This window comes from Desulfonauticus autotrophicus (assembly GCF_055381725.1).
On record NZ_AP042395.1, the window covers coordinates 1914333 to 1941291 of the forward strand.

Genomic DNA, 26959 nt, shown 5'->3' on the forward strand with positions numbered 1-26959 from the left:
AGGATGGGGTATGAGTAAAGGAAAGGTATATTTAATTGGTGCAGGTCCCGGGGACCCTGGTTTGCTCACCTTAAGGGGCAAGGAGATTTTAGAGCAGGCTCAGGTGGTGGTTTATGACTATCTGGCCAATGAGGAGTTTTTAAATTTTTGTCCTCAGGCAGAAATTATTTATGTGGGTAAAAAGGGGGAGATTACACTTTACCCCAGGAAAAGATAAATGAGCTTTTGGTAGAAAAAGCCAGAGAAGGTAAGGTTGTAGCCAGGTTAAAGGGAGGAGACCCTTATGTATTTGGCCGGGGTGGAGAAGAAGCAGAAGAACTGGTGGAAGCAGGCATTGAATTTGAAGTGGTGCCTGGCGTAACTTCAGCCGTGGCTGCACCTGCCTATGCTGGAATTCCTCTTACTCACAGGCGCTTTGCCTCTTCGGTTTCTTTTATTACCGGGCATGAAGATCCCAAAAAGCCCGAAAGTGCAATCAACTGGAAGGCCCTGGTGGAAAGTAAAAGTACCCTGGTCTTTTTTATGGGCGTAAAAAATCTACCTTCGATAGCCAGCAATCTACAACAGGCCGGGATGTCTAAAGATATGCCTGTCGCCCTGGTCCACTGGGGTACTACCTGCAAACAGCGTAGTTTGGTTTCCACTCTGGAAAAAGTGGCTCAAGAGGCCAAGGAAAAGGGGTTTAAAGCTCCTTCTTTGATTGTGGTTGGAGAGGTGGTGACTTTAAAAAATACTCTGGATTGGTTTGAGAAAAGACCTCTGTTGGGTAAAAAGGTTGTGGTTACGCGAGCCAGGCAGCAGGCTAGTGGATTTAAGCAAAAGCTAGCTGCTTTAGGGGCGTGTGTGCTGGAATGCCCAACCATTGAGGTGGTTCCCCTCTCTGATTATAGTCTGTTGCACCAAGCTTTGGCCAATTTAGAGTTTTATGACTGGCTTATTTTTACTTCTGTAAATGGAGTGAAGTATTTCTGGCAAGAACTTAGAAAAGCCAATATGGATGCCCGCAGCCTGGGTGGACTTTTGGTGGCAGCTATTGGTCCAGCCACTGCCCAGGAACTCCAAAAAGTAGGTATTTATCCTGATTTTGTACCTCCCAAATATGTGGCTGAAGAGGTGGTTGCTGGTCTTTTAAAGCTGGGAATTAAGGGCAAAAGGGTTTTAATCCCCAGAGCTAAAAAGGCCAGAGAAGTGTTGCCTGAAGAGTTAAATAAGGCTGGAGCCCGGGTGGATATTTTGCCTGTATATGAAACCAGGCTGGGACAGGGAAAAAAGAAGAGCTTTTAAGCTGGATAAAAGAGGGAGAAATGGACCTGGTTACTTTTACCAGTTCTTCTACAGTGGAAAACTTTTTTCATTTAATAGGAGATGAGGTATCCAGAGAAGAATTAGCAAAGCTAAATTTCGCTTCCATTGGTCCCATTACTTCCAATACCTTAAAAAAGTTTGGTTTTACTCCCCAGGTAGAAGCTAAAGAGTATACCATTGATGGTTTGTTAGAAGCAATTTTGACCTTTTTTAGAGGAGAAAAGTAAATGCTTTCCCTGGCTGTACTTATTTCTGGCAGTGGCTCCAACCTTCAGTCCATTATTGATAAAATAGAAGAAGAAAAGTTAAAGGCCAGGATAAAGGTGGTTATTTCCAATAATCCTGAGGCCTATGGTCTGGAAAGAGCTAAAAAACATAACTTAAAAACCGAAGTGGTAGAGCACCAGCAATACCCAAGTAGAGAAAGGTTTGAACAGGAACTAATAAAGATTATTAGGGGAGTGGGTGCAGAGGTGGTGGTTTTGGCTGGATTTATGCGCATCCTTTCTCCCCTTTTTGTTTCTACTTTTCCGCACAGGATTTTAAATATTCATCCTGCCTTACTTCCCAGTTTTCCAGGGCTTCATGCCCAGGCACAGGCTGCAGATTATGGCGTAAAACTTTCGGGCTGTACGGTGCATTTTGTAGATGAAAAGATGGATAATGGACCCATTATTATTCAGGCTGTGGTTCCTGCCTTGCCTGAAGACGATGGAGATAGCCTGGGAGCTAGAATCTTGCGCTGGGAGCATCGCATTTATCCCCAGGCCCTTAGCTGGCTGGCTGAGGGCAAATTGAAAATTCAAGGCCGCAAGGTCTTGTTAGAAAAGGAAATGAAACCCTTTCTGGGACCGATAGAGGAACCAGGCCTGGTATCTCCGGGGCTAGAAAAAGATTTTTTTTAATCTTTTGATATAATTTAGAAAAAAATTTTTTCTTTAACCCTCTGGTTTGTTGACAACTTTTTATTTGCGTAATTTTTTTTATTTGAGTTATGAAAAGCCAATCTCGGGTGCTCCAGGTGCCTAATTTAGGCTTAATAGGGAATCCTGTGCAAATCAGGAGCGGTCCCGCCGCCGTGAGCCCCTCTAAAGGCAAGCTTGTTTACCAGCCACTGTCTCTACAGGTAGAGATGGGAAGGCCAAGCTTGTGGGGTGAGCCGGAAGACCTGCCTGGAGATGGTCTTACTTTTCTCTAAACGAGGATTTAGAGAAAAGCTTGGTTAAACATATTGAAACTATAAGGTTGAACATGAGTGACCTGGCAGAGCTAAAGGGGTTTTTGCCTTTTAGCTTAATTGATTGGCCTGGAAAAATCAGTGCAGTTTTATTTTTTTCTGGCTGTAATTTTGCTTGTCCTACCTGTCATAACTGGCAACTGGCCCAGGAAGGCCACCTTTTACCTGCTTTAGCCTGGGAAGAGGTCGTAAGTAAACTTAAAAAAGACCAAAAGTGGCTGGAGGGAGTGGTTTTAACCGGTGGGGAAGTGACTTTGTTGCCTTATTTGGAAGAGCTTTGTAGGGAGTTAAAAAACCTGGGGTATCTGGTAAAGGTGGATAGCAATGGTTTTAAACCTCAGGTTTTGGAGAAGCTTTTGGCTTTAGACTTGGTGGATTTACTGGCCATAGATGTAAAAGGTCCTTTTGAAAAGTATTCAGCCCTGACAGGTAAAAAGGTAAGCGTAGAAGAAGTAGAAGCTAATTTTACTTCTATCTTTGCGTTAGCTCAAAAATATTCACATAAATTTTATTTTCGTTTAACCAAGGTGCCTTTGTTAACAGAGAAAGATATTGAACTAACCAGAGAATATTTACCCCCAAATTTTACCCTGCATTTACAAGAGTACATAAACCCCAAAGGGAGGAATAAATTATGCCAGAGCAGATAAAAAAAAGAGACGGAAGACTGGAAACCTGGTCTGTAGATAGAATTGCCCAGGCCATTTTAAAAGCTTTAAAGGCCAATCAGATTAAAGACCCTCTTTTGGCCAAAAGATTGGCCTTAAAGGTAGAAGCCAAGCTCAAGGAATTTTCCGTGGTGGACCAGGAACAGGTTCAGGATATGGTGGAATTGGTTTTAATGGAAAACAGGCTCTATGAAGTAGCTAAAAAATATATTTTATATCGAGAGAAACGAAGAGAAATAAGGGAACAAAAAAAGAGTTTTCTGGATGTGTGTCAGGTCATAGATGAATATCTGGAAAAAAAGACTGGAGAGTGAATGAAAACGCCAACCTGTCTCACTCTTTTCAGGGATTGATGCTGCACCTTTCTGGCTCTGTACAGGCCAGATACGCTCTGGAAAAATATCCTGAAGAAATTCGAGAAGCCCATAACCTGGGTTATTTTCATATTCATGACCTTTCCTTTGGCTTGGCAGGTTATTGTGCTGGTTGGAGTTTAAGGGACTTGCTCCTGGAAGGATTTAACCTGGAAGGCAGGTGTTCAGCAGGCCCTGCCAGACACTTTGATTCTGCTCTGGGACAAATGGTTAATTTTTTGGGTACCTTGCAAAATGAGTGGGCAGGGGCTCAGGCCTTTAACAATGTGGATACCTATCTGGCTCCCTTTGTTGCCTATGATGGACTTAGCTATGAGGAAGTAAAGCAGGCCATTCAAAAATTTGTGTTTAATTTAAACACCACTTCCAGATGGGGAGGACAATCTCCTTTTACCAATTTGACCTTTGACCTGGTTCCACCTGCTCATATTGCCAGCGAACCAGTAATTATAGGTGGCAAGTTGCAGGACAAGACCTATGCTGAGTTTGAAAAGGAAATGGAATGGATAAACAGGGCCTTTTTAGAGGTGATGCTGGAGGGAGACTATCACGGCAGAATTTTTAGTTTTCCCATTCCCACTTATAATGTGACCAGAGATTTTCCCTGGGAAAGTGAAGTGGGGGAATTGATTTTAAAACTTACTGGAAAATATGGGGCGCCTTATTTTCAGAATTTTATTAACTCAGACCTAAAACCAGAGGATGTGCGCTCCATGTGTTGTCGCTTACAGATGGACTTAAGAGAACTCCGCAAAAGAACAGGTGGGCTTTTTGGGGCAGGAGATTTGACTGGCTCCATTGGGGTTGTGACCCTGAACTTGCCTAAACTGGCTTATCTTGCCCAGAATGAAGAAGACTTTTTGCATTTGATTAGCGAGTATGCTGAATTGGCCAAGGATTCTTTGGAATTTAAACGCAAACTTATTGCAGACAACTTAGAAAAGGGCATGTTTCCCTTTACCAAGCGTTATCTAAAGGTGGGATATAAAAATCACTTTAGTACCATTGGGCTGGTGGGAGGTCACGAGGCCTGCATGAATCTTTTAGGCAAAGGTATTGAAACCGAAGAAGGCGTAAATCTGATGCAAAGAGTATTAAAACATCTGCAAGAACTTACCAGAAAATTCCAAGAAGAAACTGGAAATCTATATAACCTGGAGGCTACTCCTGCTGAAGGCACTAGTTTTAGATTGGCTAAAATAGATAAGTCTCTTTATGCCAATATTTATACTTCTGGTAATGGTGTTCCTTATTATACCAACTCTACCAATTTGCCAGTTGACTATACTACTGATATTTTTAGAGCTTTAGAGCATCAGGATAAATTACAACCTCTTTATACAGGTGGCACTGTTTTTCATGTTTATTTGGGCGAGGCTGTTTACGATAAAGAAAGTTTAAGAAAGTTTATTGTTAAATCCCTTTCCAACACTAAATTGCCTTATCTATCCATTACTCCTACCTTTTCTGTATGCAAGCAGGATGGATATCTGGAAGGGGAGCATTTTACCTGTCCAAAATGTGGACAGGAGGCAGAAGTTTATACCAGAGTGGTGGGATATTATAGGCCTGTTCAACTGTGGAATAAGGGAAAACAGGCAGAATATACTTTGCGTAAACAATTTGAACTTGTAAGCTAGAGATAAAAGCTGATAACTTTTGATTATTTGATTAAGAGAGGCTGGGCTGGAGTATAAATTTTTTGTGTTGTGCTTATAAAAAATTTATTAGCTTATCCTACAGGTTAAAAAGAGGATTTTTGCCTGATAGGTAAGCCTTTCTTATTTGTTTAAGGTCATAGCCTAAGAAAGCTGCTAAAAGTACGCATTGATTTAAGTAGGTGGTTTTCCATACTCCATATTTTTTCCACCTTCTGCCTGATGTTAAGAGATATTCATCTGCACAGGCTATTTTACCTCTGCTTTTAGCTTTTTTTACAAAAAGTAAGTCTTCCAGGATTGGCACCTCAGGAAAGCATCCCAGTTTAAAAAAATCATCTCTTTTAAGGAAAAAACCCTGATCGCCATATGGCTTTTTTAGCAGGTTGGCTCTGATATTTGTGCCAAATTCAATAAGTGCTTTTCCTTTAATGTTTTCGGCTATTTTAAACTTAAAAAAACCAAGCAGGGGTTGTTTTTTTCTATAGTTTCCCGAATGCAGATATCCCAGTTGTCAGGTAAGATAGAATCAGCATGGGCAAAAAAGAGTATATCGCCACTTGCTATTGCTGCTCCTTTATTCATCTGCTTGGCTCTGCCAGAGGGGCTAACAACAACTTTACACTCCATTTGCCTTACAATGCTTAGAGTATTGTCTTTGCTCCCTCCATCTACAATAACAGGTTCCACATTAAATCCATCTTTTAGCTGATTTAAAAGGCAGGCAATATTTTTTTCTTCATTTAAGGTGGGGATAATTACAGAGATTTTTTTAGGTATATCTTCAAATTTATCTACATCGCTTAAAGTTTGCAGAAGTTTGTAGTTTTTAACTTTAGCTAGGGTTTGTTTTAGTACTTTTCCGGTTCCCCAGTCTATGTTTTCAAATAGTTCCGGAATAAGTTGGTTTAATCCAAGCAAATAATAACCACCGTCTTTAGCAGGCCCAATTACACAGTTGTATTTAGCAAGCAGTTTAAAGGCTTTTTTAAGCAATTTGGCTCGCAAGTTGGGACAATCACTTCCTATTAAGACAATGTTTGTAAATCCTTCTTTAAAACCTTCGGCAAAGGCCTGTTTTATTTTTTCACCCAGGTCTCCCTTACCCTGTTTAGAATATACAATATCTTCTCCCAGCCACTCCTGCATTTCCCTTTTTGTCCCGCCAGTGTACTTGATTTTAAAAGGTAGGTTTGTTTTTTTTACCTGAGAAACTACAAAGGAAGTCATCACTCTTTGTAGATTGGCTGCACCTGCAGGGCCTAGCTGGGTAATTAGGCGTGTTTTTGTTTTTCCAGGAACAGGATAGCGAGTAAAAATTATAATAAGGTTTTTGTGGTTTTTAGCAGAGAAGCTCATCTTCTTTGAAACTTAAGCCACCACTTTAAAATCTTTGCTACCAGCGGGGTGAGTCTGCTTTTCTGGTAAAGACTTGCCACCCGCTTTATGGCTTCACTTTGAGTTGGGTAGGGATGTATTACCTTTGCAAGTTTCCTAAGCCCCAGGTTATAGGTCATAGCGATAGTAAGTTCATTTATCATTTCACCTGCGTGTGCTGCTACGATAGTTGCTCCCAGGATTTTGTCTGTTCCTTTTTTAACCATTACTTTTACAAAGCCAAGGGTTTCACTTTCAGTTTGTGCACGATCATTTTCATGCAGGTCAAATTTAAAATATTCCACAGCCAAACCTTTGCTTTTGGCCTCTTCTTCATACATTCCCACATGTGCCACTTCAGGGTCAGTATAAGTACACCAGGGTATGACAAGAGAACTCAAGCGTTTTCTTCCCTTAAAAAGGGCATTTTGAACCACAATCTGAGCTGTTGCTTCTGCTGCATGGGTAAACTTCCACTTCAAACAACAATCACCTGCAGCATAGATGTTTTTATTGGTGGTTTGAAGAAAGTCATTAACCTTTATTCCCTTTCTTAAATCATATTCTACCCCTACTACATCTAGATTCAGCCCTTCTACATTGGGGGCTCTTCCGGTAGCTACCAAGATTTCATCAGTTTCTATGTTTATTCTCTCCTTGTTTTTAATCTTTTGGACAGAGACCATTTTTTTACCATTTTTTAATTTTTTTACTTCAACCACTTTTGACTCACTTAACATTTCAATACCATCATTTTTTAAGACACCTTCTACTAGTTCTGCTGCTTCGATATCTTCTCTTGGTAAAACCCTTGAGTATTTTTTTACCATTGTTACTCTGGCGCCCAACCTGCTAAGAGCTTGGGAAAGCTCACATCCAATAGGACCGCTACCAATGACAAGAATATGTTCAGGAAGCTTTTCTAGGTTAAAGATAGTTTCGTTTGTTAAATAACCACTTTCTTTTAATCCAGGGATATCAGGTACAACAGCCCTTGCTCCAGTGGCAAGGACAGCTTTTTTGAATTTTAAGACTTTTTCATCCACTTGGACTGCATTATCCCCAACAAAGCGCCCTTCTCCTAAAAACACATCCACCCCCAGTTGAGAATACCTTTTTACAGAATCATTATGGCTGAGATTAGCTCTTATCCTTCTCATCCTTTCCATCACTTTAGGAAAAGCGGACTTGGTCACCTGCTGGCTTTCAAAACCATACAGCCAGGCATTTTTTAATGTGTGGGCTATTCTGGAAGACTTAATAATGCTCTTGGAGGGTACGCAGCCCACATTAAGACAGTCTCCACCCATCAGGTCCTTTTCAATAAGAGCAACCTTTCCTCCAAGGGAAGCAGTGATAATGGCACTTATTAGACCAGCTGTACCTGCACCAATGACAACAAGGTTGTAAATTGGCTCAGGTTCAGGGTTAAGCCAATCTTCTGGATGCACATTGCTTAGAAGTTTTTGGTTATAAATATCCTTTGGAGATAAACTTAATCTAGACATAATTATTCCTTAATCTTTTTTCTTGCTCTTTTAACTACAAAAAATAGAATTATAAATATTAACAAAACAATAAGTATGAGCACCCAGGGTACCTTGCCTTCCTGGATAGAGGTAGTAACAGCATCAGTTCCAACCACATAAAGTATTGTTCCTGGCAACATGCAGATAAAAGACCATAATACATAAGTCATAAAAGGAACTTTGGTGAGTCCAAAACCATAATTGAGCAGGTTAAAAGGGAAGAGGGGTACAAGTCTTGTAATGGCAACTATTATGGCACCATTCTTCTCGGTCATATCGTCTAGCTTTTTAAACTTTCCGTTCTTTTCCAAAAGCGATGCAATAAAGTCTCTGGCAAGATATCTTGAAATTAAAAAACATAAGGAAGCTCCAATGGTTGCTCCAAATATAACTGTTATTACACCTACAACTGAGCCAAAAATAGCTCCAGCCATTATTGTTAATGCTGAACCTGGTATTGCCATTACAGTTGCTATAGCATAAACTCCCATAAAAATAATGGGGCCCAGGGCTCCTTTGGAGGCAACCCATTCTCTAAACTCTCCCAGTCTGTTCCCAAGTCCAAGTGCTTTACCAGCAAATACAAGGGATAAGATAATTAAAATAGCTAAAAGGGGTTTAATATATCTTTTCATTTAACATCCACAAGTACTTTTAAAGTTGTCACTATCTTGTTTTTTAGCACAGTCAAATAATCCATAATGATGCGAACGGTCTCCAATCACTTTAAAATGTTTTACATATCTTGTCTGAGATAATATTGATGCTGTATTGCCACAAACAGGCACTGGTTTGCCTTTTTCAAAGAGATGATTGGCATCTAGTTTAAAGAAGTGGGGCTCCTGGGGTATGGTGCCAAGATAAATGGCGATTTGTCCGTAATCTTCACATCTATCTTCCAGGTCATTGAGTTTAAATACCCTTAGAGTTTAGGAGTAGAGTTTTATCCTTCCAATTTTTTGCTTTATTTCTGGATTGGTTATTTCTATCTCTCTGGAAGAGACAATCCTGAGATCAGGATATCCAAGTTTTGTAACTTCTCTTCTAAAATCTTCAATATAAAAAGCTCCTGCAATACATTCACTTATAAGTACAGAATTGTTTTTTAATTCTACAGGGATTCTTCTGGAGGCAAATACATCAGAAAAATAAAGCTCTCCACCTGGCTTTAACACTCTAAAAATTTCCTTTAAGAGCCTTAATTTGTCAAAAGAGAGGTTTACCACGCAATTGGATATTATTACATCTACAGAGTTGTCTTTTATCCCCAGCTTATCAAGTTCTTCAATATAACCTTTTTTAAATTCAATATTAGGTTTTCTAAAACCAAATTTTTTGGTCATTATGCCTATGTATTTTTGAGCTATCTCAAGTTGTTCTTCTGTCATATCAATGCCAAGTACTTTACCTGACTCACCTACAAGCTTTGATAAAATATAGGCATCTCTTCCTGTTCCACAACCAAGGTCTATCGCTGTACATCCTTCCACAGCTAGAGGAATAGGAGAGCCGCAACCATAAAATTTATCTAGAATCTCTTCTTCAATCTCCAGAAGTATACTTTTTACATAATCTGGAACATCTTCAGTAGAGCAGCAGGCAGATGTTTTTAAATCCCTTTTGGTTTTTAAAACTTTACCATAATATTTTTTTATATCATCTCTATCAACAGATTCTTTTTGAATAAGGATACTTTTTTTATTTTTTATTTTGCCTGACTTATTGATAATTTCGCTACAAGAAATACCATCAGAATAACAGATAAAACATCTATGGTGCTTAAGAGCTACTTTTGCCTGCATTGCTTCCTGAAGTGAACTTCCCAAAGCATACTCCTCGTCATCATCCACCAGAGTGCAAGCATATACACTTACTTTTCCCTTCTTTTTTAAAATCATTTTACTGTAGCTACACATTAAGTTTTCTATTTCTTCTCTGGTTTTAGTAGAGTAAAATTGATTTTTGGTTATTTCCGGTACCTTAAGGTTCGCATGGGGACGCTTTAAATCCACAAAAGTTACAACTTCTGTTTGCTCAGGCAGGCCTATTTGCTTAAAAAGTTCACGGAAATTTTCACTTATTGACTTGGAAGTTTTGTTTAAGTGGGCCTGACAGGCAACAGATACTTTAAAGCCCATTTCATGTAGTTTTTTTATTAACCAGGTTGAAAGCTTAAATTTACCTTTACCTCTATTCTTATCATGAAGGGATTCTTCATAGGAATCAAGACTTACTCTAAAACTAAGCTGGTTGGGCTTACGGGCAAGGGATTTTATCTGGTCTAAATTGTTAAGTAGAGGCTCTGTAGCATTGGTTAAAACCAAGCAATCCCTGAACTCCAGCGCATAATCAAGTATTGCCCCAAACTCTTGATTAACAAAGGGCTCTCCACCAGTGAAAGCAAACTTTTCTACATTAAGCTCTATTGCTTCCTGCACAAAGGGTTTAATATCAGCAAGGGCTAATTGTTCTATTCGATTGTTTCTGGGAGATGAGCCTTCAAAACAAAAAGGACACTTAAGATTACAAATTGTACCGGTATGAAACCAGAGCTCTTTTAATTTAGCTGGCTTTATATATGCTTTAATTTCACCACTTTTAGTAAAGTTCCAGTTATACTCTTTTACAGAATTAACAGATTTTGAAAGTTTTTTCATGTTTTCTCCCTGACATGAGGTTATGGAGTTATTTAGTTTTTTATTTAAATTTTACAATTTACTTATAGAAAGTATCCTTTTGCCAGAACAAAATAAGTAAAGAAAAAATATATTTTTACAGCAATAGTTGGAGCTAAGATAAAGAAAAATAGAAACATATTTATAAGGTAAAAAAGTTAAATTTTAATTCTAGCTATAAAATTTAGCTATAGATGTTATCATAGAATGCTTAACCTTGGCTAAATTCAAGGGTTTCTTTTGATTTGAATTTTCCTTTGTTTGCGAAATAAATGTAAAAATATTATGTAGTTGTCAACAGGTTTTGACAAAAAAATAGAAACATTCCATATCTTATTTATGGATATTTTTTTGTTTTCTGGAAGAGCTAAGGTTTTTAAAGATATTTTTTATAATTATATAGTTAGAATGATGTCTGATTGTCAGAATGGGGTTTGTTTTTAGCAAAAACAGTTAACGGTTCTGTGATTGATGTGAATATACTAATAATCTTAAGTAGTTACCAGGTGAGACTTGTTTGTAATTTTAGCGATAACTTAAGAGATCTTTTGGGGTTATAGCCTATTTTTTATGGGTGTTATTTAGGAGAAAGTTTTAAATAAAAAAAGGATTGCAACTAGAGTTTGCAATCCTTTGAGGTTAAAAAAAATGGTGCCGAGGGACAGAATCGAACTGCCGACACGGGGATTTTCAGTCCCCTGCTCTACCGACTGAGCTACCTCGGCACCAGCGAGGAATACTTCCTATAGAACTTTTTTTCTTTTGGCAAGTTTTTTTTAAGGGTTTTGGTTTTTTTATTTTTTTATTTTTTCAAAGAAAGTTTCAAGCCTCTAATCTTTGTTTTTTGTCCTTTTAACGAATTAAGCTGGAAGGTTCTGGAGTTTTGGGTTTTTAGTTGAGCTTAAATTTTGGGGTAATAGTGCATTATGTTTAAAAACCTATTTTTCTTCTTTTTTAGTTTTATATTTTTCTTTTTTGGTCGCTTAAAGCCTGCGGCCAGAAAAGGGGGATAGGTTTACCCCAAAAGAAGCGTGAGGGTAAAAAAGGCCGCAGGAAAAACCTAGCGGCCTTTTTTTTTGACTTTTTAAATAAAAGGGGAGGTGTTTTTTATGTTGGGTATGGGAAGTGTAGAGATGGCTCTAGCTTATTTACTTTGTTTGGCTGCGTCCGCCTTTTGTGTGGGATATGGAATCTTGCACTGGAATGATAAGGGAAAAACTGTTGAGCAGACCATTCTGGTTTCCAAGGAGGAGAAGTAATGACTTACAAAATCTTAGCAATTTTGGGCTATCTGGGCGTAGTACTGTTTTTAGGGTATAGAGGTTATAAGCAGACCAAAAGTAGCCAGGACTATCTCTTGGCTGGCAGAGAAATGAATGCCTTTATCATGGCCCTTTCTTACGGAGCTACTTTTATTTCTACTTCTGCTATTATTGGTTTTGGCGGAGCAGCTGCTCTTTTTGGCTTTCCTTTGCTCTGGCTTACTTTTTTAAATATTTTTGTGGGTATTTTTGTGGCCATGGTCTTTTTTGGTAAAAGAACCCGATTGATGGGGCTGGCCTTGGATGCCCATACCTTTCCGGAATTTCTAGGAAAAAGGTATGGCTCCAGGTTTATTCAAAACTTTTCAGGATTGATTATTTTTCTTTTTATTCCTCTTTATGCTGCTGCGGTTTTAATTGGTATTTGTAGGATGTTAGAGGTTTCTTTTGCTGCATTGGGAATAAGTTATGAAGCGTGGTTACTCATAGTTACCCTTTTGGTGGCAGGATATGTAGTCACTGGTGGCTTAAAGGCCGTTATGTATACGGATGCCTTTCAGGGATGTATTATGGCGGCAATGATGCTCTTTTTAATTGTCTTTACCTACTCTAAACTGGGTGGGATTATAACTGCTCATCAAACCCTAACAGATATGGCCCATTTGGTTCCTGCAAAATTAAAGGCCGGAGGCTTGCTGGGCTGGACCCAAGGGGCAAAGGTGGGAAGCCCTCTCTGGCTGGTTATTTATACCACCATTATCTATGGAGTAGGTATTGGAGTTCTGGCTCAACCCCAGCTGGCTTTACGCTATATGACTGTCCCCTCTGATCGGGAACTCAATCGAGCTGTTCTGGTGGGAGGTATTTTTATCCTGCTTATGACTGGAGTAGCTTTTACCGTAGGAGCCCTTTCCAATGCAGTATTTTTTAAAGAGTTTGGCAAAATCTCCATTGTGATGGCTAAAGGCAATATGGATAAAATAATTCCTCTTTATGTTGAAAAGGTTATGCCTTCCTGGTTTTCTGGGCTTTTCCTGATTGCCATGTTTGCTGCGGCCATGTCCACTCTTTCTTCCCAATATCATGTGGGGGGAACTTCCCTGGGGCGGGACTGTATAGATAGCTGGAGAAAAAAGGCACTTTTACCTTTAAAAGTAGTCAACTGGGGGTTTTTATAACTGTATTTGCGGCCCTTGTTTGGGCCTGGATACTCCCGGGCTCAATCATTGCCAGGGCAACCGCCTTCTTTTTTGGGCTTTGTGCAGCTTCTTTTTTGCCCATTTACTTTCTTGGTCTTTACTGGAAAAAAATGACTCCTGTGGCAGCCAAAGTATCTTTGGTGGGAGGTTTTTGTAGTTCCATGTTCTGGCTTTTGTTTATTCACCTAAAGGAAGCTCAAGCCATTGGGCTATGCAAATTTTTAACTGGCCAAGACACTTTGGTTTCCCTTGCTCCTAAGGGCTCCTGGCTCTGGCTTTTGCAATGGGTAGATCCCAATGTGGTGGCTCTGCCTGTATCCCTTATTTTAGCCATAGTTTTTAGTTTGTTTTCTAAAAGTGACTTAGAGAGGACGCAATTGGCCTTTAAGTATTTTTAAAAACTGAGTTTTAAATACTTATCATATTTTCTAGATGAATCAGGTCAGGATGGAGTTGTATCTAGCCAGAATTCCTTTAGGTTCACCGCTGGACAAGAGTGCTGTTTTGAGTTATAAATAATAGTTTGAACTTTGAGGGAAATCGAAAGGAGGAATTTATGGCTAGACATAAAAAAATTGAGCGTAGAAAGGAACTGGATAGGAGAAGAAAAAGAAGGGAAAAGAGATTAAAGCAGAGAATTAAAGAAGCCATTGAGGCTGCCAAAAAAGGTAAAAAATAATCTAACTTGACAGTTCTGATTCCAGTTTTATTTGTTGCTGCAAGATTATTGCTGGAGGTGCGAACATGCCTATTTATGAGTATCAATGTCAACAGTGCGGGCAAGTTTTTGAAGAGTGGCAGAGTAATTATGAAGAAAAAGAACTTAGCTGTCCTGTGTGTAATGGAGTAAGTAAGCGGCTTATCTCCAATACTTCTTTTATTTTAAAGGGGTCTGGCTGGTATGTAACTGACTATAGCAGGGGATCTTCCAATGGCAATAGCTCTTCTACTTCTTCCACCAGTAGTGCCTCTAGCACGAGTAGTGGATGTAGTACTTCATCTGGTGGCAGCAACAAGGGATGAGGCGTTTAATAGGCAGCTAGTTTTAGCTGCCTTTTTTATTTTTTCAATTGGTTAAATCTGGAGAAAGGGGAGAAAAGCAGCAATGATAGATCGGTATACTCGTCCAGAAATGGGAAAAATCTGGACGTTAGAAAATAAATTTAGAACCTGGCTGGAAGTGGAAATAGCTGTTTGCGAGGCCTGGCACAGACTGGGAGTGATTCCTGCGCAGGAGATGGAGGAGATAAGAAAAAAGGCAGACTTTGATTTAGAGAGAATTTTGGAAATTGAAGAAAAGACCAAGCATGATGTGATAGCCTTTTTAACTGCTGTAGAAGAAAAGGTAGGACCTGCTTCTAGGTTTATTCATCTGGGTTGTACCTCTTCGGATATTGTGGATACAGCCAATAGCTTGCTCCTTTACCGCGCTGGAAAACTTATTGCCCAGGCCTTAGAAGAGCTTTTAGAGGTTTTAAAGGAACTATCTTTTAAGTATAAAAATCTTTTGGCCATGGGTAGAACCCATGGGGTGCATGCCGAGCCCACCACCTTTGGGTTAAAATTTGCTGGATTTTATGCAGAGTTTAAAAGGCATCAAAAAAGATGGCTGGATGCTTTAGAAAATATTCGCGTGGGCAAGATTTCTGGAGCTGTAGGTACCTATGCCCACCTGACCCCGGAGGTAGAGGCCATTACCTGTGAGCTTTTGGGATTAAAGGTGGACCCCATTTCCACCCAGATAATTCAGCGAGACCGCTATGCTCATTATTTCACCACCTTGGCGCTTATGGCTGGAGGTATTGAGCGGCTATGTGTGGAGCTTAGGCATCTGCAGAGGACTGAAGTGCTGGAGGTAGAAGAAGGTTTTAGTAAAGGCCAGAAGGGCTCTTCAGCCATGCCTCACAAGAAAAATCCCATTTCAGCAGAAAATTTAAGTGGCCTGGCCAGATTGGTTCGGACCAATTCCCTGGCTTCCATGGAAAACATGGCTCTCTGGCATGAGCGGGATATCAGTCATTCTTCTGTGGAGCGGGTGATTATGCCTGATTCCACCATTCTTATTCACTATATGCTGGGCAGGTTAAAAGGTGTACTTAGCAATTTAAGGATAAACGAGGAAAATATTGCCAGGAATTTAATGGCCTCCTTTGGCCTTTTTTATTCCCAGCGAGTGCTTTTGGCTTTGATAGATAAGGGGTTAAAAAGGCAGGAAGCCTATGAACTGGTACAAAAAGAGGCGCTTGCTTGCTGGGAAGAAAAGGTGCCTTTTGAGGATAAGGTGCGCAGCAGCAAGAAGATAGTAGAGATTTTAGGGGAAAAAGAACTGGATAAACTCTTTGATCCTCAGTATTATGCCAGGCACGTGGATTTAATTTTTAAGCGAGTATTTGAGGGATAAAGGTGGAAGAATTAAAGATAGCTTTGGCCAAATTACTTTATGAAAAATCCTATAAAGAAGGCAAGTTTGTTTTGACATCTGGCAAAGAAAGCGATTATTATTTTGATTGTAAACAGACTGCCCTGCACCCTGAAGGTGGCTACTTGATTAGCAAGATTTTTTTACACCTGTTAAAAGAGCATTGTCCTCAAATAAAAGGTGTAGGTGGCATGACCCTGGGAGCAGATCCCTTGGTAAGTGGAGTCAGTGTACTGTCTTATGTGGAAAACTGGCCCCTGCCAGCGTTTATTGTGCGCAAAAAAGCCAAAGGGCATGGCACCAATCAATACTTAGAAGGGCTGGCTAACTTTCAAGTCGGGGATGAAGTGGCCCTTCTGGAAGATGTGGTAACTACAGGTGGCTCTGTGCTTACTGCCTGCAAGCGGGTCCAGGAGGCAGGTCTTAAAGTAAAACACATCTTTTGTGTTTTGGATAGGGAAGAAGGTGGACAGGAAGCCTTGTCCCAGGCAGGTTATAGCTTAACAGCTATTTTTACCCGAAGTAAACTTTTGGAATTGGTCAATGCTTAGAAAAATTAGTTTTTGTCTGGTTTTTCTTTTGTTCTTGGGCGGGTGTAGTAAGGAGAAAATCCCTCAGGTTCTGTGGCCCAAGGAAGAGAGTAATTATTATCAGTTGAGTAAAAAGTGGACCAAAGAAAAGGTATTTTATCTGGGGTTAGATGGTAGTACCCAGGTAATGGTCCTTTATAAGAGTGCAGAATGGCTGGAAGGTTTCTCAGAATTTTGGGGCAAGACTTATTTGCTGTCTTCAGCCGAAAAGAAGCTTTTACCGAGCGCTTGCTGGCAGAAAATAGAGATTTTTTTTCTTTTGTTGTGGGTCTTTCCTCTTCTCTTGAGGATGTGGACAGGTTGAAATTACCTTCTTCTTTGTGGAGTTTGTTTTTAGTACAAAAGGGAGTAAAAACTTATCCTCTGGAGATTAGGCCCCTAGAATGGCCAAGAGCAAAAATAGAGATTTTTTATCCTTTAAGTGAGCCCTGGCAAAATCTTTATGAAGTTAAATTTGAGAAAAGGAAGAGCATTTTGAACAATTGGTCCTGGCAGGCCCACAAGGACAAGCTCTATTTACTTGGTAGCCTAATCTTTTTTTTCTGGCCTTAGCACCTCTTATGGCTGAGGCTAGCTGGTCTCCCTCTCTAAAAGGCAATAAGTTCCTTCCCTCTCTTTTTTTTGTGGTCAATAAGGATACTCAGAACCTTTTTCTCTTTTCCAATCAAAGTCCTCTTCAAGAGGTCTGGCATTTACCTTGTACTACAGGACAAGTTAGAGGCGATAAACTTAGAGAAGGGGATAAAAAGACTCCAGAAGGCGTATATTTTTTAGAAAGTAAACTGACTCAAAATTTGGATTATTTTCTTTATGGAGGGGTAGCCTTTACTTTAAATTATCCTAACCCTATTGATTGTTTAAAGGGGAAAACAGGGCATGGAATCTGGATTCATGGTAGGGGACAGGAAATTCAGGCTTTCAATACCCAGGGTTGTGTAGCGGTTAATTTAAAGGATATTCCTTTAGTAGAAAAACATATAGTTTTTGCTCAGACCCCAGTAATTATTACTAAAAACTTTTCCTGGGCTCCTGGCCCAGAAAAAGACCAGGAAGCTCAAACTTTGGTAAAAAAAATAGAAGCCTGGGCTAAAAATTGGAGATTGAAAAGTAAAGACTTTTTTCCTTTTATTCTTCAGTTGCTTATATTGAAGGCAAAAAGTCTTTTAAATCTTTTCAGCGCCAAAAAGAGAGACTATTTGAGGCCTATCCCTGGATAGATGTATATTTACGAGATATCAAAGTGGTTTCTGGGCCTGATTACAAGGTTACCTATTTTAAGCAATATTTCCGTTCTCCCAATCTGACTTCAACAGGTATAAAAAGACTTTATTGGCAAAAACAAGGACAGGAGTGGAAAATTTCAGGGGAAGAATGGAGAAGTCTGCCTTCTAAAGAACTTGAAGAAGAATATTTGCAAACCAGGCGAGGAGAAATATTGAACTGGCTTGTTCGATGGGTGCAAAGTTGGCAGAAGGGAGATCTTGAGAGTTATATTGCTTTTTACAATCCTCAAGCTAAACAAGGAAACTTAATAGGACGTAAAAAAATATATGAGCATAAGCAAACACTTTGGCAAAGTGATGCTCCGAAAAGAGTTTATCTGGGGAATCTAGAAGTAACTTTGCATCCCAGGGGGTTTAAGGTTTCTGGAATTCAAGAATATGAGAGTCTTAAAGGTTATAAAGATAGAGGAGTAAAAAAAATAATTTTAGTTCCTTCTGGATTAGAGTTTAAGATTTGGCAAGAAGATTGGAAAAAGATTAAATGAAATTAAAGAAAAATATATCTTACAATATTATAGTCCTTAGAGATGACAAGTCTATTACCACATTTAGAGTAAAAAAGTGGCATATAAATAGTGTAGTTACTGTTTTAGTTATTGTGTTTCTATATTTTTTTATTTCTCCTTATTTTTTGTTAAATATATCAGAAAAAAATAAAAAGAATTTAAAAGCCTTGGAAGAATGTACTTTTAGTTTAAGCCAATCTCAATTTGAACTAAAAAGATTGAATAACGTAAAAAAAATATTAGATAAATATGATGAAAACTATTTACAAGAAATAATAGCTGGAATATCTGAAAATAAAGAAAAGAAGTCTATAGACTTAAAGAGTGTATTTAAAATTGTTGACTTAAATATAGTAAAAATAGATAATGTTCAATGTTTAAAAAGAAAAGACAGATATGTTCTTATTTTTGAATTAAACAATCTAGAAGCAGAGAAAGAGTCTAGGGGAGAAGTGTTTATTGATGCCATTACCAGAAGTGGAGAAGTTTATCCTCTTTCCATTCGAGACGAAGACTTAAAATTCGTGATTATTCGTTTTAAAAGAGTTGAAGTCAGTTTTCCTTTACCTAACTACTTAAAGGAAGAGGAACTCTTTGCTTTCAGGTTAACAGTAAAAGACAATAATCAAAAAGTAGTATTCTGTGAGACATATCTTTTGGATAGTATTCTTATTTAGTCTTTGGACTTCTGATTGTCTTTGGGCTTTAACAAAAACTTACTTTAGTCCTACTTTTTTCCCTTTAGATGTTTATTATTTACAAGGAGAACTGCCTGGTCCAACAGTGATGGTTCAGGGTGGTATCCAGGGAGATGAGCCCAGTGGGGTAGTTTGTGCACAAATTCTTACTCTGGCTAAGGTAAAAAAAGGTAATTTAATTATTGTTCCCAGAGCCAATTGGCCCTCTTTACTCTTGTACAAAAGGCAGATTAATGTAGATTTGAATAGAAGATTTGATAAGGATTATCATCAGTATTATGAAGATACCCTGGCTAAAGCTATTTCCTATCTATCCAGCATAAGTGATGGTCTTATTCACTTACACGAAGGAAGCGGTTTTTATTCTCCTACTTATATCAATATAGAAAGAAATCCCAGAAGATATGGGCAATCGATTATTATAGATACTTCTACCTATCAGCGTTTATACCTGGCTAGTCTGGCTGAAAATGTTTTAAGCACAGTAAACAATCAATTACATCCCCCAGACTATGCCTTTTCTCTTTTTAATATGAACACCTTTTCCAGCAATACTCTTTATCCAGAACAAAAGAAGTCTTTAACTTATAATGTCTTAAAAAAATATCAAAAACCGGCTTTTGCTGTAGAGGTAAGTAAAAATATTAGAGATCTTACTTGGAAAATAGAACACATGTTATTAGTGGTAAAAAAGTTGGCTAAAGAAATGGATGTGGAGATAGATCTAAGTGGCATAAATGTCTCTTCGTTGGTGGAAAATTGGTATGATTTGGGGGTAGATATACAAAAAGTAGATAAAAAAAGTATTTATTCTTTCCAGATAGATTGGGATTATCATGGGCTAGCTAAGAGCGGGTTAATTGTAGAAGGAGTGGAATATGATTTTAGAGGTCAGGAAATTATTGTTTTCCCAGGAGAAAGTAGAAAAGTATCCTTAGTCCTTGACGGTAATAGGGTAAAAGAATTTTTTCTTTCTGCACCTAAGATAGATTCTATTCAATCCAACATTTTAGTTTACGCTCTAGATGGAAAAATTCATTTTGCTCTACCTGGAGAAAACATTTTAGCTAAAGAAGGACAAAGTTTTATTGTGTATGGTTTATGGCCTAATAAAGAAGAAATTATTAACATTAAAGGATATGTTGGTTTAAATGTGCGCAAAAATGAAGGACAGGATGTGGATGAAAATGTTTATTTAACAAAAGGAGCTTTTATCCCAAGATATTTAGAAGAAAATCGTGATGGTTGGAAATTTCAAATTGTACGAGAGAATAAAACACAAAATAGTGTAGAGTGGACAGTGAAGGTAGAGAAGAGAAAGTTAAAAGAAGTTTTTTTGTTAAATACAGATAACAATACTATTTATAAGTTAGATAAAAAAATTCCTTCAGGAAAGTATATATTGAAAACTAATCCAGAAAAAGATGTTATTTTAATTCTTGATAAATATCCTCTTCCTTACTATAGTGGAGATGTTTTGTCTTTAGATGCTGGAAAACATCATTTGTGTTTTCGGGATAACTATACCTTCCAAATAGTAAGAGAAGAGGATATTTATGTCTCTCCTTAATTTTTTTGTTAATCTCCCTGTCCGTTATATTTATGACCAGAAAAACTACCTTTCTTATTTTTTAAAAAAGCGAGTTCAGCCTGAGCTGGGTTTAGATTTTTTGAGTTTAGATGAATTTCCCATTAACTGGCACAAGGAAGTGGCTCAATGCTTTCAGGCTGAAGATTTAAAAGTAGCTGTGCACTTTCCCTTTTTGGATTTACGGCCTGGAAGTATGGACCCCATGATTTTAAAGGCCAGCAGGGAAAGGTTAAAAAAAGCTGTGGAAGTGGCTTTTTATTATCAGCCTGTACATGCCATAGCCCATGTGGGTTATTTTTCTGTAAATTATGATGATTTTTATAAAGAGTGGCTGGAAAATTCTGTAGAGACCTGGGAGGAGATAAGCAGGCATATTGGGGGAGAGTTTCCCCTGTTTCTGGAAAATGTCTGGGAAGAAGAAATAGAGCCTTTACGGGATTTTTGGGAATATATTTCCGTAGATAACCTGGGTTTTTGTCTGGATGTAGGGCACTGGTTTTCCTTTGGAAAGGGCAAGGAAAAGGAAAACCTTAGCCAGTGGTTACAAAATCTTGCCCCCTACCTCAGGCATTTACATCTTCATGACAATGATGGTCTAGAGGATAAACACTTAGGCTTGGGGGAAGGAGAAATTCCCTTTAGTGAACTTTTTGCTGGTCTGGAGCTTCTGGAGTTAAAGCCTAGTTTTACCTTAGAGCCGCACACTCAGGAAGACTTTTTTGCTTCCTTGCATTTTATTGATCAGCATAGACGCTGGTTTAGCTATTTGGGGGTTAAGGAGACTAACTTTAAGCGTTATATGGCTGAAACCAGTTTAGATTAACTTTTTAAACCTTTCTTGCCAGTAGGGTTTGGGCCAGGAAGGATAAGAGTATAAGGCCTTGGAAGGTAGTTTTAAGTAGTAGGCGTGGAGAGCCAGAAAAGGGGTAGTAAACTCCTTAAATTTTTTGTCCCCTAAGAGGGGGTGATTTCTTAATCCCAGTTGAGCTCTTATTTGTCTGGTCCTGCCAGTTAAAATTTTTATCTCCAGCAAAGTAATCTGCTTTGATTTCAAGAACAAAAGGGGTTTTACCCTGGAGATGGCTTTTTTCCCCTGCGGGGAGAAAACTATTTTATGGGGAGTTTTTAATAGATAATCTTCAAGGATTGTTTCTTTTTTTATTTCTCCTTTTACCCAGGCCAGATATCTCTTTTCTACCTGGGACCAGTTTTTCTGCAGAGAAGTAAGGGTAGCAAAGTTTTTGGCCAATAAGAGAAGGCCAGAAGTCTCTTTATCCAGTCGGTGAACAGGAGTAGGGACAAAGTCTTTATCTGCAAAGTGGTTTAAGAGCATCTCCTGGAGGGAGCAGGGCGTTTTACTTCCTTTGTGTAGGGCCAATCCTGCTGGTTTTTCCAGAACTAATAAGTTTTTATCCTCAAAAACTATATGCAAAGAAAAGGGAGGAGCAGTTTCCTTTTGACTGGCATAATAGGGAGGTATGCGTACTTCATCGCCTGCTTGTAAGCGATAAAAGGGTTTACTTCTCCTCTTATTTACACGTACTTCTCCACGGCGGATAAGGCGCATCAAAGCTGAATAGGGAATTTCACCTTTGGTTTTTTGTTTGAGAAAAGAGATTAGTTTTTGCTGGGCACAGGCAGGAGGAACAATGAGAGTTTGTACCTCTTTTTTGACGGTCATAAGACTCAAAAGGGGGAAGATTTCCCCCTTTTATTTTTGGGTAGAGCTAGTTTGCAAAGGATAACTTAAGATAATGGTCTTAATTTGACTCAGACCTGTTGCTCCGGGATAGGTGTTGATACAGACCACTAGCTCGGGTTGTCCATTGTTATCTAAGTCATAAAGGCCATAATCCACAATGGTGCCCTTAATTACTCGAGTTTTCCAAAGTAGATTTAAGCCAATGCCATCCCAGAATAAACAGTGAATTTCTCCTTGAGGAAAGGTGCGATAATTGGAGAAAAATTGGGCTGAAACAGAAATGGGACGGCTGACAATAAGCTCAAACTTGTCATCTCCATCCAGATTGGTAGGAACCAATCTTCCTGAAATAAAATACCTGTAGGGCTCTACATCAGAAGCCTTGGGTTTACCCAGGCCTGGACTGGTCTCATAGTAGGAAAAGCCAATACTGGTGGCAGCGTAGATTTCCTCTGTTTTGGCCTGAAGGGCATTGGTGGAAGAATAGGTATAAAGATGGTCGTCATGGTTGACAATAAGTTTGTAGTCACTTCCCTGAGGTAGATAGGTAAAGTTAAAGACGTCAGCAAAGGGCGGCAGTTTGACCTTTCTGGCTGCTTGAAATTCTCCCTGCATTTGTACCAGTTCGTACACACTGTCTGGTTCAAATAAACGGACCAGACCAAATTTTTGTCCAACCAGAGTAGGCTGGTAAGCAGGAGGCATGCGGACAATATTGAGTAAGTAGGGAATGCGTTCTTTTACTATTTGCAATTTTTTATCTTTAAAGTTGAGCATAAAGGAGCGGACAAATTTGTCCTGGGTGGCTGAAATGATGATTTCAGCATAGCCATCCCGATTGAGGTCAGCCAGGTTGATGTTTAGCAGTTCAAAACTAAGGGGAGCTTCATAGGTAGCAAGAGGTACTAGATAGGTGTCTTTTTTATGGAAAATATGCACTTTGTTTTTTTCCATTAAGACAATTTCCACCTGGCCATCATTATCCACATCCCCGGCTACCATGCCCCTGGCTACAAAGTTAAGACTTTGACTGCGCCAGCGATGGAGTTGCTTAAGCCCTCCCAGGTGTTTAAAATTGGGGTTGAGGTAAAAGGAGGTTTCTGAACTGGTTTCATTATAGATGAAGTCGCTGTTTACAGGGACTTTAGTCTGTTCTTCAGTTTTTACCTGCTCTTTGCGGGCAAAGACTTCCTGGTTGATTTTTTGGGCCACCTTTTCCAGACTGGGAATAAGGTTGTCCAGAGAAGTCTGCACACTTTGAGGAAAGGATTTATCCTTACTTATGGCTTTTACATCCAGGCTACACTTATCTCCCAGAATGGTGATGCTGCCTAAAATGAGATAGTTTACCTCTTCTTGGGCTAAAATTTTTAAAGCTTCAGCCTGGTTTTGGGGAAAGGGATAGGAGTTATCTGTTTCTTTAGCCACAAAATGACCAGGCCAGGTAAGCCTGGTGGTGAGCATGGTTTTAGCGCCTTTAGCTAGATATTGATATTCTTTAGGGCCTGCAATTTCAAAGGGTAAGACCAAGAAACTCTTTTCTTCTTGAGCGTAAGCTCCAGAAGTAAGAGAAAAGAAAAGTAAAAGCAAAAGGAAAATTTTTTTCAACATAAAGCCCCCTTTGAGCGTAGTTGCCTTTTGACATAAGCTTTTTAAGTTCATAAGTAAACTTTTTATTTTTTAGAAAAGAGGTCTAACTTTTGCGCTATTTTCGTTTAACTTCTTCTAAGTATGCCACTTACACTCTGGAGTTGTTAGAAGCAGAAGGCTTTAAAATCCAGGAAGGGTTTACTTTTCCTGTTTTTGGAGCAGTAAAAGAACCCTTTGCCCTGGGTAGTTCTTTGGCCAATTTTTTTGGCCTTATCTATTTGCAGGACAAGGCTTCTTTTTTGCCTCCTTTGGTTTTAAATCCTCCCCGGGGAGCAAGGGTTTTGGACCTTTGCGCCAGCCCAGGAAGTAAAACAGGCTTGCTGGCACTTTTAGTGGGTTCAGAAGGTCTGGTCGTGGCCAATGAACCCAATAAGAGTAGGTTGTTTACCCTTAGCCAAAACTTGGGGCGTTGTAATCATTTAAATGTAATAACTTCTGCCTATGCTGGAGAAAAGTTTCCTATAAAACTACAGTTTCAGTACCTTCTTTTAGATGTGCCCTGTAGTGGTTGGGGCACAGAAGAAAAGAATCCTAAAGTAAAAAAGATTTGGAAAGAAGATAGAGTTACTTCCTTAATAAACTTGCAAAAAAAACTTTTAGCCAGGGCAGCAGAGCTTCTTTTACCTGGTGGTTATTTGCTTTATTCTACCTGTACTACCAATGTGCAGGAAAATGAAGAACAGGTGGCCTTTGCCGTGGAAAACCTGGATTTGGAAGTAAAAACTCCTGAACTGGATTTTACTTTTGCAGGTTTAAAAGAAGGGGGTTATCCCGGGACTCTGGCTATTGAAATGTTGCCAGGAGAACAACAGGGTTTTTTCCTTGCCCTTCTTCAGAAAAAAGGTGAAAAGAAGAAATTTTTCCAGGTTCAGAAAAACAGAACTACTCTGCTTTTGCCCTGTCTGAAGTGGAAATAGAAGCTAGGGGTAAGTGTTTTTTGTTTGGAGAAAACCTTTACTTTGTACCTCACCTGGCTTTGCCCTGGTTGAAGCATTTGCAGTTTAAGGGATTTAAAGTGGGAAAGGTAAAAAAGAATAATTTTATTCCTTTCCCGCGTTTTCGAGCCTTTAGTGCCTGGCAGGGGGAGAGGATAGTGTTTACAGAAGTGGATAAGCTTAAGCGTCTGTTGCAGGGAGAAGAATTTAAATATAAGGGAAAGGGTTATTTGCCCTTTTTTTATAAAGACCTTCCTTTGGGCTGGTTAAAAATACACAACAATAGACTTATTTGGCAAGGTTAGAGGAGAAACTATGCTGGGAGTTTTTCGCAAAAGAAAACAGTTGTTGAGTAAAGGCAAGGTGATGTTTTTACCCCTGGACCACGGGGTAAGTGAAGGTCCTTTGCCTGGGCTGGAGCGCTTGGATTTATTTTTCCCCCAACTGGAGCAAAGCGGCCTTAGCGGCGTGATTGTGCATAAGGGGATTGCCAAAGAGTGGGGAGAATATTTGCCTTTGGATTTAAAGTTGATAGTCCACCTTTCTGCTGGCAGTAAGCACGGCCTTCCCCCTTATAATAAGACCCTGGTTTGCTCTGTGGCTGAGGCCCTGCGTCTGGGTGCAGATGCTGTTTCTGTGCATGTAAACATTGGCAATGATTTAGAAGATAAAATGCTACAGGACTTAGGCATGGTGGTAGATGAAGCCCATCAACTGGGTATTCCGGTACTGGCCATGGTTTATGCCAGAGGTGGGCAGATAATCAATGAATATGACCCTTCTTTGGTTGCCCATTGTATTCGTTTGGGAGCAGAATTGGGGGCAGATTTGATTAAAGTACCCTATTCCGGGCATAAGGAAAGCTTTAAAAAGGCTGTAGAAGCTTCTCCAGTGCCAGTACTTATAGCTGGTGGACTCAAGAAAAGGTCCTTTGCTGAATTTTTGAACATGGTCAAAGAGGCTTTAGATACAGGTATAGCTGGGCTCAGTGTGGGCAGAAATGTTTTTCAGCACAAAAATCCCCTGGAAGCGCTAAATAAACTGGCCAAACTTCTGGGAGTAAAATAAATGGAGTTTTTTAAGGTCTTAAGTTTAAAGGAAAGTTATGAGCTTTTACAAAAACAAAAGATAAAAAGAAAGGTAGAGGAAGTTGAGCTTGCCAAGGCTTCCAATAGAATCCTGGCGCAGGAAATAATAGCCCGGGAAGATTGGCCCTTGGCTGCTCGTTCTAGCATGGATGGGTATGCTTTAAGGGCAGAAGATACCTTTGGCGCCAGTGAAACCAATCCTGCTTATTTGCATTTTAAGGGAGAGATTTTAATCGACAAACCAGCGGACTTTTCCCTTAGCAGTGGCGAGTGTGCCAGTATTGTGACTGGAGGGATTTTACCTTCAGGTGCAGATAGTGTGCTCATGGTAGAGCACAGTGAAAGGCTAAGCGCAGAACTGGTAGAAGTGAGAAAGGCGGTTTTTCCTGGTGAAAATGTCCTTTTAGCTGGAGAGGATTTTAAACAGGGAGAAGTTGTTTTTAAAAGTGGGACTCCTCTGGACTTTAGACAGATAGGGGCCCTGGCTACCCTGGGCTATGCCAGGGTCAAGGTCTTTTCTATGCCTTCAATAGGCATCCTTTCTACTGGAGATGAACTGGTGGAAGTGAGTAAAAAACCTGAACCTGGACAGGTAAGGGATGTAAACACCTATACCCTTAAGGCCCTTTTAACCAAGTATGGATTTTTCGCCAGGACCTATAACTTTGTGCCAGACGATAAAGAAAAGTTAAAAGAGGCGATTAAACAGGCCCTGGCAGAGGTAGATGTGCTCTTACTTTCTGGTGGTAGTTCTGTAGGTACCAGGGATTTGACTTTGGAGGTCTTAAAAGACTTTCCTGGTAGTGAAATCCTTTTTCATGGTCTGGCCTTAAGCCCAGGTAAACCCACCTTAATGGTTAGGTGGCAGGACAAGTTTGTACTGGGATTACCCGGTCAGGTTACTTCTGCCCAGGTGGTTTTAATGGTTTTAGGCCTTCCCTTTTTGCGCTTTGTGGCAGGAGAAGAAGGGGCTTTTGCCAATCCCTGGCCTTATAAAACCAGAGCCAGACTTACCCGCAATATTGCCTCTAAACAGGGCAGGTTTGATTTTGTTCGAGTGAAGTTTGATCCAGAGACCAATACAGTAACTCCTGTTTTGGGCAAGTCTGGATTGATAAAAACCCTGCTTTTGGCTCAAGGTCTGGTGCCAATAGCAGACAACCTGGAAGGATTGTTAAGCGGCCAGGAAGTAGAAGTATGGCTTTTTTAAGGG

At 39.5% G+C, this 26959-nt stretch carries 26 protein-coding genes, 1 tRNA gene, 2 pseudogenes and 1 riboswitch; of the genes and pseudogenes, 21 read left to right on the forward strand and 8 right to left on the reverse strand.

From position 1 onward, the window contains the following. Positions 1–10 precede the first annotated feature (10 nt). The 4 genes and pseudogenes from cobA to ACZ42F_RS10880 all read left to right on the forward strand — a co-directional run bounded on the left by cobA (position 11) and on the right by ACZ42F_RS10880 (position 5224). A pseudogene (gene cobA / locus ACZ42F_RS10865) lies at positions 11–1532 on the forward strand (uroporphyrinogen-III C-methyltransferase). Further along, a complete protein-coding gene (gene purN / locus ACZ42F_RS10870; protein WP_464278998.1) occupies positions 1533–2210 on the forward strand; it encodes a phosphoribosylglycinamide formyltransferase in 678 nt (225 codons plus the stop codon). Positions 2211–2307: 97 nt separating this feature from the next. Beyond that, positions 2308–2495: riboswitch (cobalamin riboswitch) on the forward strand. 28 nt (positions 2496–2523) lie between these two features. Then, the gene (locus ACZ42F_RS10875; protein ID WP_464278999.1) at positions 2524–3192 is read left to right on the forward strand and encodes an anaerobic ribonucleoside-triphosphate reductase activating protein; all 669 of its coding nucleotides are present in this window, start codon (positions 2524–2526) and stop codon (positions 3190–3192) included. Next, positions 3177–5224, forward strand: a pseudogene (locus ACZ42F_RS10880) (ribonucleoside triphosphate reductase). Before ACZ42F_RS10875 ends, ACZ42F_RS10880 begins: the two are co-directional and overlap by 16 nt. A gap of 97 nt (positions 5225–5321) precedes the next feature. Here ACZ42F_RS10880 and ACZ42F_RS10885 read toward each other — a convergent pair. From ACZ42F_RS10885 to ACZ42F_RS10910, 6 genes are all read right to left on the reverse strand, one after another. After that, positions 5322–5549 carry a hypothetical protein gene (locus ACZ42F_RS10885; RefSeq protein WP_464279000.1) on the reverse strand — a complete coding sequence of 76 codons (228 nt, stop codon included), beginning with the start codon at positions 5547–5549 and terminating at the stop codon, positions 5322–5324. A 134-nt stretch (positions 5550–5683) separates the two neighbouring features. Continuing rightward, a complete protein-coding gene (locus tag ACZ42F_RS10890) occupies positions 5684–6601 on the reverse strand; it encodes a TIGR04282 family arsenosugar biosynthesis glycosyltransferase (RefSeq protein WP_464279001.1) in 918 nt (305 codons plus the stop codon). Next, positions 6598–8127 carry a mercuric reductase gene (locus ACZ42F_RS10895; protein WP_464279002.1) on the reverse strand — a complete coding sequence of 510 codons (1530 nt, stop codon included), beginning with the start codon at positions 8125–8127 and terminating at the stop codon, positions 6598–6600. Before ACZ42F_RS10895 ends, ACZ42F_RS10890 begins: the two co-directional genes overlap by 4 nt. Positions 8128–8129: 2 nt before the next feature. Continuing rightward, complete coding sequence (locus ACZ42F_RS10900) at positions 8130–8783, reverse strand: TVP38/TMEM64 family protein (RefSeq protein ID WP_464279003.1); 654 nt, start codon at positions 8781–8783, stop codon at positions 8130–8132. Between the two features lie 294 nt (positions 8784–9077). Continuing rightward, entirely contained in the window at positions 9078–10805 is a 1728-nt protein-coding gene (locus tag ACZ42F_RS10905) for a methyltransferase domain-containing protein (protein WP_464279004.1), read from the reverse strand. Between the two features lie 667 nt (positions 10806–11472). Then, positions 11473–11548 (reverse strand) — tRNA-Phe (locus ACZ42F_RS10910). Positions 11549–11932: 384 nt separating this feature from the next. Here ACZ42F_RS10910 and ACZ42F_RS10915 point away from each other — a divergent pair. The 13 genes from ACZ42F_RS10915 to ACZ42F_RS10975 all read left to right on the forward strand — a co-directional run bounded on the left by ACZ42F_RS10915 (position 11933) and on the right by ACZ42F_RS10975 (position 21194). Beyond that, entirely contained in the window at positions 11933–12082 is a 150-nt protein-coding gene (locus ACZ42F_RS10915; RefSeq protein ID WP_464279005.1) for a symporter small accessory protein, read from the forward strand. Further along, on the forward strand, positions 12082–13263 hold the full coding sequence (locus ACZ42F_RS10920) for a sodium:solute symporter family protein (protein ID WP_464279006.1): 1182 nt from the start codon (positions 12082–12084) through the stop codon (positions 13261–13263). Before ACZ42F_RS10915 ends, ACZ42F_RS10920 begins: the two co-directional genes overlap by 1 nt. A 95-nt stretch (positions 13264–13358) precedes the next feature. Next, on the forward strand, positions 13359–13682 hold the full coding sequence (locus ACZ42F_RS10925; protein ID WP_464279007.1) for a hypothetical protein: 324 nt from the start codon (positions 13359–13361) through the stop codon (positions 13680–13682). Positions 13683–13840: 158 nt separating this feature from the next. Further along, positions 13841–13963: a hypothetical protein gene (locus ACZ42F_RS10930; RefSeq protein WP_464279008.1), complete on the forward strand. Its 123-nt coding sequence runs from the start codon at positions 13841–13843 to the stop codon at positions 13961–13963. 65 nt (positions 13964–14028) lie between these two features. Next, entirely contained in the window at positions 14029–14307 is a 279-nt protein-coding gene (locus ACZ42F_RS10935) for an FmdB family zinc ribbon protein (RefSeq protein WP_464279009.1), read from the forward strand. Between the two features lie 82 nt (positions 14308–14389). Next, entirely contained in the window at positions 14390–15685 is a 1296-nt protein-coding gene (gene purB, locus ACZ42F_RS10940) for an adenylosuccinate lyase (RefSeq protein ID WP_464279010.1), read from the forward strand. Between the two features lie 2 nt (positions 15686–15687). Continuing rightward, positions 15688–16254, forward strand: a complete 567-nt coding sequence (gene pyrE / locus ACZ42F_RS10945) for an orotate phosphoribosyltransferase (protein ID WP_464279011.1) — start codon at positions 15688–15690, stop codon at positions 16252–16254. Between the two features lie 189 nt (positions 16255–16443). Then, positions 16444–16845: a hypothetical protein gene (locus ACZ42F_RS10950; protein WP_464279012.1), complete on the forward strand. Its 402-nt coding sequence runs from the start codon at positions 16444–16446 to the stop codon at positions 16843–16845. Between the two features lie 71 nt (positions 16846–16916). Next, positions 16917–17510, forward strand: coding sequence for a L,D-transpeptidase family protein (locus ACZ42F_RS10955; protein WP_464279013.1), 594 nt, complete (start codon positions 16917–16919; stop codon positions 17508–17510). Beyond that, a complete protein-coding gene (locus tag ACZ42F_RS10960) occupies positions 17438–18061 on the forward strand; it encodes a L,D-transpeptidase Cds6 family protein (protein WP_464280257.1) in 624 nt (207 codons plus the stop codon). Before ACZ42F_RS10955 ends, ACZ42F_RS10960 begins: the two co-directional genes overlap by 73 nt. After that, the gene (locus ACZ42F_RS10965) at positions 18058–18759 is read left to right on the forward strand and encodes a hypothetical protein (RefSeq protein ID WP_464279014.1); all 702 of its coding nucleotides are present in this window, start codon (positions 18058–18060) and stop codon (positions 18757–18759) included. Before ACZ42F_RS10960 ends, ACZ42F_RS10965 begins: the two co-directional genes overlap by 4 nt. After that, complete coding sequence (locus ACZ42F_RS10970) at positions 18725–20350, forward strand: M99 family carboxypeptidase catalytic domain-containing protein (protein ID WP_464279015.1); 1626 nt, start codon at positions 18725–18727, stop codon at positions 20348–20350. The genes ACZ42F_RS10965 and ACZ42F_RS10970 overlap by 35 nt, the downstream gene beginning before the upstream one ends. Next, positions 20337–21194 carry a sugar phosphate isomerase/epimerase family protein gene (locus ACZ42F_RS10975; protein ID WP_464279016.1) on the forward strand — a complete coding sequence of 286 codons (858 nt, stop codon included), beginning with the start codon at positions 20337–20339 and terminating at the stop codon, positions 21192–21194. Before ACZ42F_RS10970 ends, ACZ42F_RS10975 begins: the two co-directional genes overlap by 14 nt. Here ACZ42F_RS10975 and ACZ42F_RS10980 read toward each other — a convergent pair. Beyond that, the gene (locus ACZ42F_RS10980; protein WP_464279017.1) at positions 21186–22052 is read right to left on the reverse strand and encodes an RluA family pseudouridine synthase; all 867 of its coding nucleotides are present in this window, start codon (positions 22050–22052) and stop codon (positions 21186–21188) included. The genes ACZ42F_RS10975 and ACZ42F_RS10980 overlap by 9 nt on opposite strands. Before the next feature lie 30 nt (positions 22053–22082). After that, positions 22083–23684: an FG-GAP-like repeat-containing protein gene (locus ACZ42F_RS10985; protein ID WP_464279018.1), complete on the reverse strand. Its 1602-nt coding sequence runs from the start codon at positions 23682–23684 to the stop codon at positions 22083–22085. A gap of 89 nt (positions 23685–23773) precedes the next feature. On the opposite strand from ACZ42F_RS10985, the gene ACZ42F_RS10990 reads away from it, so the two are divergent. The 4 genes from ACZ42F_RS10990 to ACZ42F_RS11005 are packed head-to-tail and all read left to right on the forward strand — an operon-like array spanning position 23774 to position 26956. Beyond that, a complete protein-coding gene (locus ACZ42F_RS10990; RefSeq protein WP_464279019.1) occupies positions 23774–24640 on the forward strand; it encodes an NOL1/NOP2/SUN domain family protein in 867 nt (288 codons plus the stop codon). Next, positions 24631–24963, forward strand: coding sequence for a hypothetical protein (locus ACZ42F_RS10995; RefSeq protein WP_464279020.1), 333 nt, complete (start codon positions 24631–24633; stop codon positions 24961–24963). Before ACZ42F_RS10990 ends, ACZ42F_RS10995 begins: the two co-directional genes overlap by 10 nt. 10 nt (positions 24964–24973) lie before the next feature. Beyond that, positions 24974–25726, forward strand: coding sequence for a class I fructose-bisphosphate aldolase (locus ACZ42F_RS11000; protein WP_464279021.1), 753 nt, complete (start codon positions 24974–24976; stop codon positions 25724–25726). After that, positions 25727–26956, forward strand: a complete 1230-nt coding sequence (locus tag ACZ42F_RS11005) for a molybdopterin molybdotransferase MoeA (protein WP_464279022.1) — start codon at positions 25727–25729, stop codon at positions 26954–26956. It abuts the gene before it with no gap. The last annotated feature ends 3 nt before the right edge of the window (positions 26957–26959 follow it).